The 14973-nt window shown below is 45.5% G+C and carries 9 protein-coding genes; 2 read left to right on the top strand and 7 right to left on the bottom strand.

What is annotated here, in order from left to right; genetic code table 11:
* Positions 1-285: 285 nt before the first annotated feature.
* A complete protein-coding gene (locus tag BUB28_RS01935) occupies positions 286-4191 on the top strand; it encodes an endo-1,4-beta-xylanase (protein WP_072948140.1) in 3906 nt (1301 codons plus the stop codon).
* A gap of 501 nt (positions 4192-4692) precedes the next feature.
* On the opposite strand, the gene spoIVA is transcribed toward BUB28_RS01935, so the two are convergent.
* Together spoIVA and BUB28_RS01925 are read right to left on the bottom strand one after the other, a co-directional pair.
* Positions 4693-6168 (bottom strand): stage IV sporulation protein A, encoded by a 1476-nt coding sequence (gene spoIVA, locus BUB28_RS01930; RefSeq protein ID WP_072948138.1) that lies wholly within the window; start codon positions 6166-6168, stop codon positions 4693-4695.
* 116 nt (positions 6169-6284) lie between these two features.
* Positions 6285-7826, bottom strand: a complete 1542-nt coding sequence (locus tag BUB28_RS01925) for a DUF3794 and LysM peptidoglycan-binding domain-containing protein (RefSeq protein WP_072948136.1) — start codon at positions 7824-7826, stop codon at positions 6285-6287.
* A 269-nt stretch (positions 7827-8095) separates the two neighbouring features.
* Between BUB28_RS01925 and BUB28_RS01920 the strand changes: the two genes are divergently transcribed.
* On the top strand, positions 8096-8509 hold the full coding sequence (locus tag BUB28_RS01920) for a bis(5'-nucleosyl)-tetraphosphatase (RefSeq protein WP_072948248.1): 414 nt from the start codon (positions 8096-8098) through the stop codon (positions 8507-8509).
* 134 nt (positions 8510-8643) lie between these two features.
* Here the strand turns inward: BUB28_RS01920 and BUB28_RS01915 are convergent, their stop codons facing one another.
* The 5 genes from BUB28_RS01915 to BUB28_RS01895 form a co-directional block, all read right to left on the bottom strand.
* Positions 8644-9324 (bottom strand): hypothetical protein, encoded by a 681-nt coding sequence (locus BUB28_RS01915; protein WP_072948134.1) that lies wholly within the window; start codon positions 9322-9324, stop codon positions 8644-8646.
* A 195-nt stretch (positions 9325-9519) separates the two neighbouring features.
* Positions 9520-10647, bottom strand: a complete 1128-nt coding sequence (locus BUB28_RS01910; RefSeq protein WP_072948132.1) for a DUF4317 domain-containing protein — start codon at positions 10645-10647, stop codon at positions 9520-9522.
* A 268-nt stretch (positions 10648-10915) separates the two neighbouring features.
* On the bottom strand, positions 10916-11617 hold the full coding sequence (locus tag BUB28_RS01905; RefSeq protein WP_072948130.1) for a cohesin domain-containing protein: 702 nt from the start codon (positions 11615-11617) through the stop codon (positions 10916-10918).
* Positions 11607-13964 (bottom strand): ATP-dependent Clp protease ATP-binding subunit, encoded by a 2358-nt coding sequence (locus BUB28_RS01900; protein WP_175547783.1) that lies wholly within the window; start codon positions 13962-13964, stop codon positions 11607-11609. Before BUB28_RS01900 ends, BUB28_RS01905 begins: the two co-directional genes overlap by 11 nt.
* Before the next feature lie 75 nt (positions 13965-14039).
* Positions 14040-14936, bottom strand: coding sequence for a hypothetical protein (locus BUB28_RS01895; RefSeq protein ID WP_072948128.1), 897 nt, complete (start codon positions 14934-14936; stop codon positions 14040-14042).
* Between the last annotated feature and the right edge of the window lie 37 nt (positions 14937-14973).

Raw genomic sequence — 14973 nt, 5'->3', positions numbered from 1 at the left:
CTTGCCGATCACTCATACAGCAAAATAATTATAACATATTTCGTAAAATATCACACATTTTACGAAATAGCACTATTATGCTGTCGATAGTAATTTCTTAACTAAAATTTCATAAAAAACAGCATTTTAATGGTCATTTCTGCATTTTGTGCACCTAATCTTTATTTTTTGGGTTGCAAACAATAATGTAAAGGAGTAGAATTGATATAACAGCATAAAATGATATAAAATATATCATAACGTTGAACGAAAAATATACAATTTAATTATGAGGAGGAGAAAATAATGAAAGTTAAAAAGTTAGTTGCAAGCCTTACGGCTGCCGGCTGCCTTTCAGGAGTTATGACTGCCTTCCCCGAAATGTTACAGCACACATATGCTGCCGAGATCGTACACAACGATTTCGAGAGCAGCTATGAAGGCTGGTACGGCGAGGGAGAAACAGTAGAACTGACAGCGCAGTCAGCAGCAGGCACTGATATGTCAAGAGGCATGAAGGTATCAGGCCGTATATCACCTGAAGACGGTGCTGCTTCTTCAAAGGGTCTCTATCTCTTTGGCGGAGATAAATACTCTTACAGTGTTAAGGTTTACAGCAAGACAACTGAGAGATTCCACTTCTCACTTCTTACTATTGATGAAGTGACAAAGAAAGAAACTGTTGTCGAACTCGATTCAAAGACTGTCCTCGCAGGCGAGTGGACAGAGCTCCAGGGCGACTACACAGCAGCTGAAGGAAGCTACGAGTTCAAGCTCAAGATCACAAACGATTCTACAGGCGATTTCTTCTTTGATGAATTCCTTATCACAGGAGACAAGGCTGCGCTGGAGGCACACGCAGCACCTTCCGGCAAGGGACTCAAGGACGAATTCGGTGCTTACTTCCGTGTAGGTAATATCTTTAACGGCTCAACAATAAACAACAGCGGTATCACAGGTATCATCCTGAAGGATCATAACGCTATCGAGTGCGAGAACGAGACAAAGCCTGATGCTACTATCGTTCAGAACGGCTCAACAGATACAAACGTCAAGGTTTCACTCAGCCGCTGCGCATCTATCTGTGACTTTGCTGAGAAGAACAATATCGCTTTCAGAGGACATACCCTCGTATGGCACAGCCAGACTCCTGACTGGTTCTTCAAGACAAACTTCAGCAATAACGGCTCATGGGTAAGCTCATCAGTAATGGATCAGCGTATGGAAAGCTACATAAAGAATATGTTCAACGCTTTCGCTACACAGTATCCAAAGCTCAACCTTTACGCATACGACGTATGTAACGAGGTAATCAACGACGGTACTGCTTCACAGGGCGGCGTAAGACCTTCAAACGGTAACGGAAGCTCCAAGTGGGCTCAGGTTTACGGCGGCAACGGCTTCGTTGAGAAGGCTTTCACTTATGCAAGAAAGTATGCTCCTTCAACCTGCCAGCTCTATTATAACGACTATAACGAGTTCGCTAACGACAAGCAGAACTGTATTATCAATACTATCCTCAAGCCACTCAAGGCAAAGGGACTCATCGACGGTATGGGAATGCAGTCACACCTCAACTGCGCTGCAAGCAACGCATGGGGCGACACAAACTCTTACCTCGCTGCTATGGATAAGTACCTCAACCTCGGTCTCGACGTTCAGGTAACTGAGCTTGACCTTTCAACAGAAGGCGGCAAGTACACATTACAGCAGCAGGCTGACAAGTATAAGGCTATTTTCAAGCACGCTATGGACTGGAATACACAGCATCCGAACGGACCTTTCGTATCTCTCGTACAGGTATGGGGACCAAACGATAACAACTCATGGGTAGGTACAGATAAGAACAGCGGCAGAAGCAATCAGCCTCTCCTCTATGACGGAAGCAACCAGCCAAAGGCTGCATACAGCGCTATAACAAGCCTTGTTTCCGACAGCCAGTGGACAACAGGTATCCCATATACAGGTCCGAGAGCAGGCGCAAGCGGAACTTATACTCCTCCTGAGCCGCCAAAGGTTTCAGATGAAGGATACTGGTTCCACCACACATTTGAGAGCACATCAGAAGGCTGGACAGGCAGAGGTTCTGCTTCAGTTGAGACAAGCAGTTCAGCTAAGTATGCCGGCAGCAAGTCTCTCTATTGCACCGGCCGTGAGAATTCCTGGAACGGTGCTTCACTTGCACTTGATTCAAGCATCTTTACTCCCGGCGAGACTTACAGCTTCTCAGTTAACGCTATGACAAATCAGAGCGGCAATACAGAGTTCAAGTTCACTCTCCAGTATGAGGACGCTTCAGGTACAGCTAATTACGTTGAGATCGCTACAGGCACAGCTCCTAAGGGCGAGTGGGTACAGCTTATCAACAAGAACTATAAGCTCCCTGCTGACGCTTCAAATATGCAGATCTACGTTGAAACTACAGACGAGACCAATCTCTGTGATTTCTTCATTGACGAGGCTATCGGCGCTCCTGCCGGTACAGCTATCGCAGGTCCCGGACAGCCTGCAATCACCGATCCCGGAACATCTGATCCCGGACAGAATTCAAATGTTGAAGTTACCCTCGGTGATGTTAACTTAGACGGTGTTATCAACTCACTGGATATGATCCCCGCAAGAAAGGGCCTCCTCGCAGGCAGCTTCAGTGATTCAAAGGCACAGCAGGCTGCTGACGTTGACCAGAGCAGAACCTTTGAGGTTAATGACCTCGTTCTTCTCCAGAATTTCCTCCTTGGCAAGATCAAGGAATTCCCAGTAAACAAGCCGGCAGTTCCTACACTTGATACCTCAAAGTATGAGGGCAAGTTCAGCGGTCTTTCACTCGCAGAAAGCTTCAAGAAGGAAGGCGAGAACAACCCGCTTTATACTCAGCGTTTCGGTGCTGACCCGGGCTGGCTCGTATATGACGGCAGACTTTACGTTTACACAACAGCAGATCAGTTCGCATACAAGAATAATCAGCTTATTGAAAACGATTATTCTTCAGGCTACATCAACTGCTTATCAACAGCAGACCTTGTAAACTGGACTGACCACGGTCAGATCCCTGTTGCAAAGACAAGAGTTAACGGCACACCTATTGCAAGATGGGCTAATAACGCATGGGCTCCTGATGCTGCATGGAAGACAATCAAGGGACAGGATAAGTTCTTCCTTTACTTTGCAAACAATGGTTCAGGTATCGGCGTTATCACAGCTGATGACCCGACATTCACCAAGAATGTAAAGGATCCTCTTGGACACGAGCTTATTTCAAGAAGCACACCTAACAGTAACGTAACATGGCTCTTCGATCCGGGCGTTTACTATGATCCTGATACAGATACTGCTATAATCGCATACGGCGGCGGTGTTCCTGACGGACAGGCTGCTAATACAAAGCAGGGTCGTATCGCTAAGCTCGGCGATGACATGATCTCCATCGTAGGTACACCTATTGATCCGGGTACACCTTACCTCTTTGAAGACTCAAGCATGATCAAGATCGGCAATACTTGGTATTATTCATTCTGCCACAACTGGAATGTTCCCGGCGGTACAAGTGTAAACGGTCAGTCATTCAGCAATGCTGATATCGGTTACATGACATCAACAGATCCTCTCAAGGGCTACCAGTATCAGGGCGTTGTATTCAAGAATACAGGTACACAGAGACTTGATAACGGCGGTAACAACCACCACTCAATTATCGAATTCAAGGGCAATTACTATGTACTTTATCACTCACGTCAGCTCGAAATGCGTATGGGCGTTAACGGCGGCAAGGGTCTTAACTACAGATCACCCTGTATCGATAAGGCAACTATAAGCAACGGAAAGATCACTTGCAGCGGCTCACAGAAGGGTGTAAGCCAGATCGAGAACCTCAACGCATACGAGATCGTACAGGCTGAGACAATGTCTAACCAGTCTAAGAACATAAGCATAAGCGGCGTTGGCAACACAACTGTCAAGGCTAAGAAGGGCGATTGGATCAAGGTCAGCGGCGTTGATCTCAAGAATGGCGTATCTTCTATCACAGTCAAGGGCAGCGGCAACGCAGTAGTTAAGTTCTGTGTAGGTTCTACTTCAGGTACTTGCATCGGTTACGGCGAGCTCAACGGCAGCGAGAACGAACTCGCAGCTGCAGAGAACAACGTAACAGGCGTTAAGGATATCTATATGGTATTCAGCGGCGACTGCGAATTCGATTACTGGAAGTTCTCGTAATCATAATTCCTTTTCGATGTTGGTCTGAGCGGTGCATCTGCACAACGCGCCGCTCAGATTGATATAATTCCAAAAATAAATTGTAAGGGACAAATCAGAACAGGAAAGCCGTGCTTAGGCAGCACGGCTTTCTTGTTGCTATATGAAAAAGGGACGTCGCCCCCTACAGCTATGAACACTGCGGACTGCCAAAGGCAGCCCCTACAAATGGGCATTTAAAGCAAATCTGAGACCTGTGAGCGGATAATATCCGCCCCTACTCGGGACGTCGAGGACGCCGTCCCCTACAAACAAAAAAGATGGAGTCACCGTCCCCTACAAATTTACGTTAATCGACGGGCGGCGGAACGCCGCCCCTACAAGCTAACGGCTAAAAAAAGGAGTACCTTTGCAGTACTCCTTTTTTAGCTCTGTAAGCGATGTACAAGTAACGTTTTTGATGAGAGTGAGCGAGTGTGCGAGCGACAACGTGGCAAGGGTACAGCGTCACGCTGCCTTTTTTCATAAAATAAAGCAGATAAGTCCCGAACAGCCCTCGTTTATGACTCGTTCGAGAGTCTCCTGCAACTTCATTCGTGCGTCCACAGGCATCTTGAAAAGCTTGCTGTGAAGTCCCTCGTTGACCAGCTCGTGAAGGGACTTCCCGAAAATATTGCTCTCCCATATCTTCTTCGGGTCGTCGTCAAAGCCGTCCAGCAGATACATAACAAGCTCCTCGGACTGCCGCTCAGTACCCACAATAGGGCTTATAGTAGTGTTGATATTGGCTTTCATAAGATGAATTGACGGTGCGGAAGCCTTGAGCTTTACGCCGTATTTGCCGCCCTGACGGATTATTTTCGGCTCCTCAAGGGACATTTCCTCCAGCTCGGGCATAACAATACCGTAACCCGTAGCCTCAACCTCAGCCAGTGCAGGCTCTATGCGCTTATACTTGCGGCGTATGTCGTTGAGCTCCGTAAGCAGGGGCATAAGGTCGCTTTCGCTCTCTATCTCGATACCCGTAGTCTCACCAAGTATCTTATAGAAAAGACTGTTGTCCAGCTCCGCTGTGATAGTCACCGAGCCCTTGCCCAGATCAATGCTGCTTATCTCCGCTTTCAGCACATTCGGACACTGTGCTATAGCCGCAGCAGCGTCCTCAGCCTCGCGGACAAGCCGTATATCCTTTGCAGCATTGCGTATGCAGTCCAGTATCTCCGTTTTCAGCCAGTGTCCTTTGCCAAGAGAATTTATCCACCGCGCAGTACGGATATTTATCTCCTTTATGGGGAAGGAAAAGAGTATCTCGCGTATTATGCTGCGGATATCCTCCTCCCCCAGTTCAAGGCAGTTCACAGGTATTACCTTAGCGTCATAGCGGTCTGTGAGTCTTGCAGCAAGAGCGGCAGTCTCAGGCGAATTCGGAGCAACTGTATTGAGTATTACTACAAAGGGCTTGCCAAGCTCCTTCAGTTCGCGGATAACACGCTCCTCGCACTCCTCATACTCCTCTCGCGGTATATCCGTTACAGAGCCGTCTGTGGTTATGACAAGACCAATTGTAGAGTGGTCTGTGATGACCTTCTGTGTGCCTATCTCCGCAGCCATATTGAATGGTATCTCCTCATCGAACCACGAAGTCATTACCATACGGGGCTGCTCGTTTTCGATATAGCCCAAAGAGCTTGGGACTATATACCCTACGCAATCGATAAGCCTTACGTTGAACTCCGCACCATTTCCAAGGTCTATCTGCACAGCCTCCTCGGGTATGAACTTTGGCTCTGTAGTCATAATTGTCTTTCCTGCCGCGGACTGTGGAAGCTCATCAATAGCACGTTCACGCTTGAACTCACTGGTGATGTTGGGAATTACAAGCGACTCCATAAAACGCTTGATAAAGGTGGATTTGCCTGTGCGTACAGGTCCCACAACGCCTATATAAATATCGCCGCCCGTGCGCTCTGCAATATTGCTGTATATATCTTTAGCCATAAAATACTCCTTTTTATCAGAACTAATAGCTAATATCTAAGAACTAAGATAGTTAAACTGATATTTCTTAGTTCTCATTATATATTTCTTAGTTCTAAGTTCTTAGCTCTAATACTTCACGAAACAATAGGTATCAGCAGCATACCGCCGTTTTCAAGGCGTTCACCGCTGAGATCGTTTTCCTCCATGATAGCCGCAACACTTGTACTGTAACGCTTTGCGATATCCCATATATCCTCGTTCTCGATACCGAAATACAGTTTTATGGCATAATCGCCGTCACGCTCCTTTTTGGAAGTCTCGTCAACAGAGATATCTGTAACAGCCTTTATGGAGTCCGCACTGTACACCAGTAGCTTAACGCCTATATCCGACTTAGCTGTAAGGACTCCCTCGGCGGATATATCGTATGAGGTCTCGCGTACCCGAACCTCTGCCGAAACTGATGTGCCGCCTATATTATCGGGAAGTCCAACAGTGACCTCAAAGGCTTCGTCACGGTCGGGCATAACTATCATGCCCGCTTTGTCCTTAGCTGCCATAGAATAGGTCAGCATACCGCTTATGACCACAGAGCGCCCGTCATCGCCTATTCGGGTATTTATATTTTTAGGTTCGCTCCACATAGCATAGACAGTCTGGGGCACGTTATCCCCGTCAGCAAGCTTCGCGCTGTGCCTGAAGCTCTCATCGTAAACCGCAGGTATCTGCTCGGCTTTTATCTCCGACATTTCAACACTGCAAGGGTAGACTGTTGAAAAAGCATCCTCGGCTATCATGGCAGTTGCCGTCCTCACAGCCCGACAGTTGAGCCGTATTTCCGCTTCACACCGCAGTACACGGTTGTTTCCCTCATTGTCTTCCGATGCAGCTATATCGCAGCTGAGCACTTCGGGAGCTACCGTGCAGTCGTAACTGTCATCGAGTCCGTCAACGTCGATTATCTGGCTGTAATCAAGGGAAAAACGCATAGCCTCGACGGTGTTATCCCCCGAGTACAGTATTTCCACATCAATTTCACCCTTTGCTAAAAGCTTTCCCGAAACAAGCTTTATCTCGCAGGCAGATGCACTGCACCGACAATTGAGAATTGCCGAAACATCGGGCTGAGCCGCTCCAAGCTCCATGTCCTCCTCTATACGGACATTCTTCTCCGCAGTAAGCCTGCCTGCGGCAAATTTTACGGGAGTCTTTTTCAACTGTATATTCATACCCACTGCATCGGATATGACCTCCTGCTCCTGCTGACCTGTAACGGTTATCTTTGTGGAAACAGCTCCGCGCAGGTCAAGGCGGCGTTTGTTCACGGCTCTGAAATTAGCGTGGTCAGCCTTCGGGATAAGCTTTACCTCCGCAGACTCCGCCGCTCTGCCGAGTTCAACGGTTTTGGTAAAGCTCCTGTGCTGCTCCACAGACTGCACCTCATTGCTGTTTTCGCCGCAGTAAAGGATATGTATATCGCACCTGAGCTCATAGGTCAGCCTGTCGCCGCTGATGCTCCAGTCGGTTATCACAGGCGAAGTTTCGCAGCGGATAAGTCTGAAAATATCGGGACAGTAATCGGGAAGGATATAATCCAGTTCAACTGCCTGCTCCTGAATACCGTCGTATATCATCTCGGCAGCTGGCACGGTCTCTCTGTTAAGTTTTAAGTCCATAACGGTAACCTCCTTGAAGTTTGCTTTGTGTAATGTATATTCAGCCGCAGGTACAAGTATGCATGAGAAAAAAATATGCGCATTTTACACGTTTTTTCGCACGATTTACCATTCGGCACGAATTTTTTTTGCCGCGCATATTGCTTTATTGCCCATTATATGGTATAATTAATTTTGAACTATATAAAAGCAGCTCACCACATGATACTCTGAAGCAGGGTGAACTGCTCTTGATTCTGTCTGTTTTTGCAGGCAAGAAAGGATTATCTATGCTTCACGAGAAATCATGCGGCGCAATTGTCTACAGGAAATACCACGGCAATACGGAAATACTGCTGATAAAGCATATCAACAGCGGTCACTGGTCCTTCCCCAAGGGGCACGTTGAAAAGGGCGAGACCGAGATTGAAACTGCTCGTCGTGAGATAATGGAGGAGACCTCCATTGATGTTATTATTGATCCGACATTCAGAGAAACAGTTACCTATTCACCGAAGAAGGACACGATGAAGGTCGTCGTTTACTTTCTTGCAAAAGCGAAGAACGTTGATTTTACCCCACAGGAGGGCGAGATCGCAGAAATACGCTGGGTGGATATATCCTATGCCACAAATATCCTGTCCTATGAGAACGACAGGACCATAGTCGCAAAGGCAAAGACCGCTATCAAGGAAAATCACTGAAAAAACTCCCTCACAATAGTGAGGGAGTTTTTATCTTGCAGGAAGGGCGCACACTGTGCGCCCGTGAGTAAGTAGAAAGTAGTGAGTAGCAAGTAGAAAAGGCGGTCATTGACCGCCTTTTAATATACTTATTTTCAAGCGTTTTTCATAACTTTTTTCATATCAATCTTTGCGTATTTATTAGCCTTTTTTACGCGTCTGACATTTGCTTTATCACAAGTACCAATTTTAGCAGCATCTTTATAGGTTTTCTTGCTTTTTATGCTATCAGCAAGCATAACAGGTGTTCCACCCGTTAATTCCAAACTTTTAGGTGCAACTGAATTCCACACTGTTCTGGCAAAAATCGAACAATTTAAATACCATGACCAAGTATTGTTTTTGTACATTACATCATTTAATTTAAAAAGTTCTCCAAGTGTAATATCTATTGAAAGAGATACTCTTTTTTTATAATAGCCCTTATTCTTTATAAGCCAAGCTTCAGCATTTGTGTAAATTCCATCTCCTTGACCATCAAGACTTTTTGTGGTTCCTATCGTTATTGCACCATTTGGCGGAACATTAGTACCAAGAACACTTATATCATATCCAGCTTTGTTTCTGATACTAAGAAACGCATGCTGTCCTACAGGAAGTCCATAATGTCCGCCTGTTGGATCTGAATGAATGGTAAGAGTAGCTATCTTTGCCGCAGCCGCATTAGCCTTTATTTTATTGCTTGAAAATTCAAAGCTACAGATACAAATGACCAATGCAAGTGTGAGAGATATGACAAAGCTTAATGCTTTGCTGATTTTTTTGCCTAAAATCATTTTAAAAACTCCTTTTGTTTTAGATTTGGTTTAACCGATATTATTATAACACCATGTATAATATCATGTCAAGTTTATAACATAAAAAGTCGCAAAAACCGTAAAACATTACACATATCCCCGCAATTTTTGAACATAAAAAAGGAACGCCGAAGCGGCGTTCCCTGCAAGCTAATGGCTAACGGCTAAGTGCTCTCAAAGAGTAACAGGCAGTCCGTTTATCTCGATAGTCGGGTCGTCAATGTCGATGAGGAGGCATCTTCTGCCGTCAACAACGCTTGTACGCACCTTATCAGCCGCAGAGGGCTTGATATTTACGGTTATACCCGGAGAGGTAAGAACTGTTTTAGTCTCCACAAGATTTGCCGCAGTAAGGGGCGCAGTACCGCAGACCTTTTCGTAAACAGGCTCTACCATATTCACGCGCTCCTCGGGGAGTCCCACATCTACGAGGATATCCTTTAGTCTTGCATTGTCGATAACTACTCTGTCTGTATCGTCCTTGTTATCCTCAACAACCTCCTGTATCTTCTCGTTTACGGTCTTTATGAGAGTATAATCAAGGTCATCGCCCACAACATTCTTGAGTATGCTCTGGAAGCTGCTTTTCTCGCTCTCAGCGGACATAACAAAGGTGCAGCCGAGAACGTTCTCAACAACGGATACATTAGGTGATTTTATATTCTTTGTGTAGTACATAACGTGGTTGATATCCGAGCTCCTGTTGCTGAAAACAGGGTAAAGGAAGCCGTCCGAAGGAGCTTTGCTTATAATAAGCTCTGTATTCACCTTCTTTGTTATCTCGTTGCCTACGCTGTCGAAGATAAAGCCGTCCTTGCTTGTATTTACAGGACAGATAGCTGTAAGGATATAGCGGTATATCTCGTCCTCACCATCTGCAAATTCGTCATTCTTGTCCTTTTTGCGGATAGTATATGTACAGTAAGAGGTTATAACCGCAAACGGACCTGTATATGCGATATTATTGGCGATATGATTGAGGAAGTCCTCACAGGCGATATCGTCTTTAAGCTCCGAGGTAAGAAGCGTATAGAGGATATTCTGTGGCTGTCCCTCGTCATAGGCTTCATTCGGGAACTCATACTCCACAAATGCCTTGCCTACGTTGGTATTGAGCACCTTTTTCAGAGTCTCGTCATACACATCATGCTCCTCAACAGGCATAGTAAGGCATGAGCTTACATTGTGGTATCTCACGTTCTTTTCAGCGTCAATAAAAGCTGTGAGAACACGCTCCATAATGAAAAAGCCGCTTTTATCGGAAAAATTCTTTTTTATCTCTGCTGTTTCTTTTTTATTCATTATGTAATGTCCTTTCTTTTATCCTTGTCTATACAGAAAAAATCTATTAAACTAATAATGGGATTCTAAAGGGTTCACAACCCTTTAGCGGATTCCAAAGGCAGAGCCTTTGGTGGGGTTGGGCAACGCCCAATAATCGTAAGGCGCTCCGCAAAGGGTGAATTTCACAACAGTTCAGTGAACTGTTGTGAAAGAGGGAACGCCCTGCAAGAGAGGGCGTTCCCTAAATAAAAGTACTATTTCATTCTAAACTGTTAAATATAATATATCATCTTACAGTAATGCTTCCGCCCTCGAGGTGCTCAAAGGCATATTTCTCGAAGGACATATTTGCTTCAAGGTCGCGGAACATATCCGAATCCATGTAATAATAGCCCAGGTCATAGACTGTACCAGGCTGAGCGTCATCGGGAACTTTGAAGAAGAACGTAGCTATATCGCCGTCCTGACCTTCATTATCCTTGAACATGGTAGTAAAGAACACGGAACGCTTATGCTCTCTTTCAAGCTCAGGAGCGAGATTTCTCTCCCAGTCCATAGCCACAAAGCCTGCATTTCGCTTTGTAGCCTCACCAAGCTCATACTCTACCGTAAGGTCTTCCTCGTTCTCTATCTGGCACTGCAATACATCTGGATATGTGATGTGTATACCGCACATATTCCACTTCTTGTCAGCACCTGTAACAGATACCGTAACCTTAGCTATTTCGCCCGGCTTTGCCTCTGTCTTGCTAAGCTTTATAAGCGGACCGCTTGAAGCCTCGGGGATATCCTTGAACTTGATGCGCATGAGCTCCATGCTCTCGGTCATTTCTGCCCCGTTTTCATCAGTGACAGGCTCTACATTCTGAGCAGCCGTTGTATCTGTCTGAGTCTTATCTGCACTTTCCTTTTTATCGGGCTCAAGGCAGCCTGTCAGACAGGCTGTCATAGCAAGAGCCGCAAGGACTGCGCCTATTTTATGCTTCATTTTCGGACTGCTCCTTCCTGCCGCTGACAACGATCTTATCGCCCTCAGCCGAGATGCTGATAACACTTACCTCAGAAGCACGTTCGAGAATGATCTGTGCCACCTGATCCTCGACCTCCTCGCGGATAACACGGCGGATATCTCTTGCGCCGTAGGGCTTGCCGAACGCCTTCTCAGCAATGACCTCAAGAGCTTCTCTTGTATACTCGATAGAGATATTCTTCTCAGCAAGAGGTTCCTTCATCTCGTCTATCATAAGTGCAGCTATATCAGCAAAGTTCTCCTTTGTGAGATCCTTGAACACTACTATCTCGTCGATACGGCTTATAAACTCGGGGCGGAGGAAGTCTCTCAGACCCTTCATAGCCTTATCTCTTGATATCTCGTTCTCGGTACGGTTGAAGCCCACACCTATGCTCTTATCTGTAGAGCCTGCATTTGAGGTCATACAGATTATAGTATTTGCAAAGTTTATAGTTCTGCCCTGTGCATCGTCCACCTTGCCCTCGTCAAGTATCTGCATGAGGATATTCATAACGTCAGGGTGAGCCTTTTCGATCTCGTCAAAGAGTATTACCGAATAAGGCTTGCGGCGTACCTTTTCTGTGAGCTGTCCTGCTTCCTCATAGCCTACGTAACCGGGAGGCGAACCTATCATACGTGCAACAGAGTGCTTTTCCATATACTCTGTCATATCAAGTCTTATAAGCGGATCTGGCGAGTCAAAAAGCTCCTCGGCAAGGGACTTTACAAGCTCAGTCTTACCTACGCCCGTAGGACCTACAAATATGAACGAAGCAGGTCTGCGGCGTTTGTTGAGCTGTACTCTTGTACGCTTGATAGCTCTTGTGAGAACTCCCACAGCCTCGTCCTGACCGATGACTCTCTTTTTGAGAGCATCCTCCAGCCTTGATATCTTCATAAACTCATTTTCAGCTATCTTAGCGGCAGGTATTCCTGTCCAGCGTTCGATGACCTTAGTGATATCGGACTCGACAACATCTACGCTTTCAGCCTTTTCCTTGAGCTCTGCTTCAGTCTCGCGGATATGGATAAGCTTACCCTTTACCTCGGCAAGAGCCTGATAATCTATCTCTTCCTGCTCGGAAATGGATTTCTCCATATCCTCCATGACCTTTATTTCCTTCTTCAGCTTTTCGTACTCACCTATTTCGGGTGAACGGATACAAGCATATGCACAGCTTTCGTCAAGAAGGTCTATTGCCTTATCTGGCAGGAAACGGTCTGTGATGTATCTCTCTGAGAGTACAGCACATAATCTTACAAGGTAATCAGAAATGTGTACCTTGTGGAATTCCTCGTAATACTTCTTTATTCCTACAAGGACATTTACTGTATCCTCGATAGTAGGCTCGTTTACGGTAACAGGCTGGAAACGTCTTTCGAGGGCGGAGTCCTTTTCGATATACTTGCGGTATTCTCCGAATGTGGTAGCACCTATGACCTGCACCTCTCCTCTTGAAAGAGCCGGCTTTAAGATATTAGCCGCATTCATTGAGCCCTCAGAGTCTCCTGCGCCTACAAGGTTGTGTACCTCGTCGATAAAGAGGATTATATTGCCCTCCTTCTTTACCTCGTCAACAAGTCCCTTTACACGGCTCTCAAACTGTCCGCGGAACTGAGTTCCTGCAACGAGAGCTGTAAGGTCAAGGAGATATACCTTCTTGTCAACAAGATTAAACGGAACATCTCCCTCATTTATACGAAGTGCGATGCCCTCGGCGATGGCTGTCTTTCCGACACCCGGCTCACCGATAAGACATGGATTATTCTTTGTACGTCTTGAAAGTATCTGTATAACACGGGCTATCTCGTTATCTCTGCCTATAATATTATCGAGCTTGCCGTCTGCTGCCTTCTGAGAAAGATTGGTACAGTAGCTGCCGAGGAATTTAGGCTCCTTAGCCTTCTTTTCCTTGCTGCGTCCGAAAAGCCCCCCTTTTTTATCTTTGCTGTCTGATGACTTATCATCGGAAGAGCTGTTTCTTGAACTGAAAAAGCTCCTCGGATCAAATCCGCCGCTTGTATTTTCGTCCGACTTATCCCCGTCATCATTTCCGCCGAACATATTGGTTATAAAATCGGGAAGAACGCCGGAGCCGCCCATTTCAAAGCTGTCGCCGTCCAACATTCCCATCATCTGATCTGAGAGCTGATCCAGCTCCTCGTCGGTGATGCCGAGTTTATCCATATATTCTTTGATCTGCGGGATATTCTGCGATCTTGCACAAGAAAGACAGAGTCCCTCATTTTTCTTTTCGTTTCCCTGAACAGAGGTGATGAACACCACCGCAGGTCTTTTTTTGCATTTACTGCACATTATCATCAGGCAGTTCCTCCTGTCGGTTAATTATACCAGAACTTCACGCCGTTTCGGCGGAAGCAGTAATATTGCTTTTTGTCACATATCTTTTATAAAGTTATAGAAATATTTGAATATATATGTCTTGTCAATAGCCTCATGGTTGAAGAAAAGCATCTTATTGCTTCCGAGAACCACGTAAAGCCTTATCATAACAGCGACCATAACTATTATTACAAATCCCTTGAATAAGCCTATTATTCCGCTTATGGAATGAGCAACGAAACTTGGCTCCATATGGCTGTTCCTGCCTGCTGCTGTTTCGATAAAAATAGTCATCAAAACAAAGAATATAAGCAGAACTATCATTACTGTAAGCTTTATCTGGCTTATATAAGGAGCTTCAAGGTAAGTATCAACAATAAACTGAGCAGCAGGCTTTGTATTGTCAGGATCCTGGAGAAGAGGCAGGAAATGAACGAATTCCTTAGGATTTGTTCTTACCTTTTCTGTTGCATACTCTGCCGAATAAAGACTGAGCTGCTTTGATACCAGTGTATTTACAAGAGAAGCATATCCCTCGTGGAGCTTGCTTAAAAATGCACTTTCCTCATCGACTTTTCTGCCGTTGATATTATTGAGGTACTTATAAAGCTTTGTATCAATTTCAGTGCCCTCAAAGCATATGCTTTCAAGCTGTCTTCTGTCAACACTTACGTTATAGCCGAGATTTTCAATATACTTTATAAGGTCATCAAGAAAATCGCCCTCTGAAAGGGTCTGGTTTATCTTCTTGATATTGCTTTCCCTTACGGTTTTTGAATAGATGGAATCTGTTATTGATGTACTGAATGAAAAAGCTATCGCTATGGAAAGAGCATATCCAACGAATGCGACTGCTGCTTTCATTATCCCTTTCTTTATCGTAATAAACACACATACGAGTATCGCTGCTACAACGATAACATCGTAAAACCACCAGAATTGTACTCCCATATTTTTTGCACCGTGTGCTTCTACGGCGCTTCCTCCC

The sequence above is a fragment of the Ruminococcus flavefaciens genome, assembly GCF_900143025.1.
Taxonomy (GTDB): Bacteria; Bacillota; Clostridia; order Oscillospirales; family Ruminococcaceae; genus Ruminococcus; species Ruminococcus flavefaciens_I.
This window is presented reverse-complemented; position numbering and strand designations above follow the sequence as displayed.

Coding starts and splice junctions, on each gene's coding strand:
- spoIVA (WP_072948138.1), bottom strand. CDS start 6,168: ATGGCTAAAGATATATACAGCAATATTGCAGAGCGCACGGGCGGCGAT.
- BUB28_RS01920 (WP_072948248.1), top strand. CDS start 8,096: ATGCTTCACGAGAAATCATGCGGCGCAATTGTCTACAGGAAATACCAC.
- BUB28_RS01895 (WP_072948128.1), bottom strand. CDS start 14,936: ATGGGAGTACAATTCTGGTGGTTTTACGATGTTATCGTTGTAGCAGCG.
- BUB28_RS01905 (WP_072948130.1), bottom strand. CDS start 11,617: ATGAAGCATAAAATAGGCGCAGTCCTTGCGGCTCTTGCTATGACAGCC.
- BUB28_RS01935 (WP_072948140.1), top strand. CDS start 286: ATGAAAGTTAAAAAGTTAGTTGCAAGCCTTACGGCTGCCGGCTGCCTT.
- BUB28_RS01925 (WP_072948136.1), bottom strand. CDS start 7,826: ATGGACTTAAAACTTAACAGAGAGACCGTGCCAGCTGCCGAGATGATA.
- BUB28_RS01910 (WP_072948132.1), bottom strand. CDS start 10,647: ATGAATAAAAAAGAAACAGCAGAGATAAAAAAGAATTTTTCCGATAAA.
- BUB28_RS01900 (WP_175547783.1), bottom strand. CDS start 13,964: ATGATAATGTGCAGTAAATGCAAAAAAAGACCTGCGGTGGTGTTCATC.
- BUB28_RS01915 (WP_072948134.1), bottom strand. CDS start 9,324: ATGATTTTAGGCAAAAAAATCAGCAAAGCATTAAGCTTTGTCATATCT.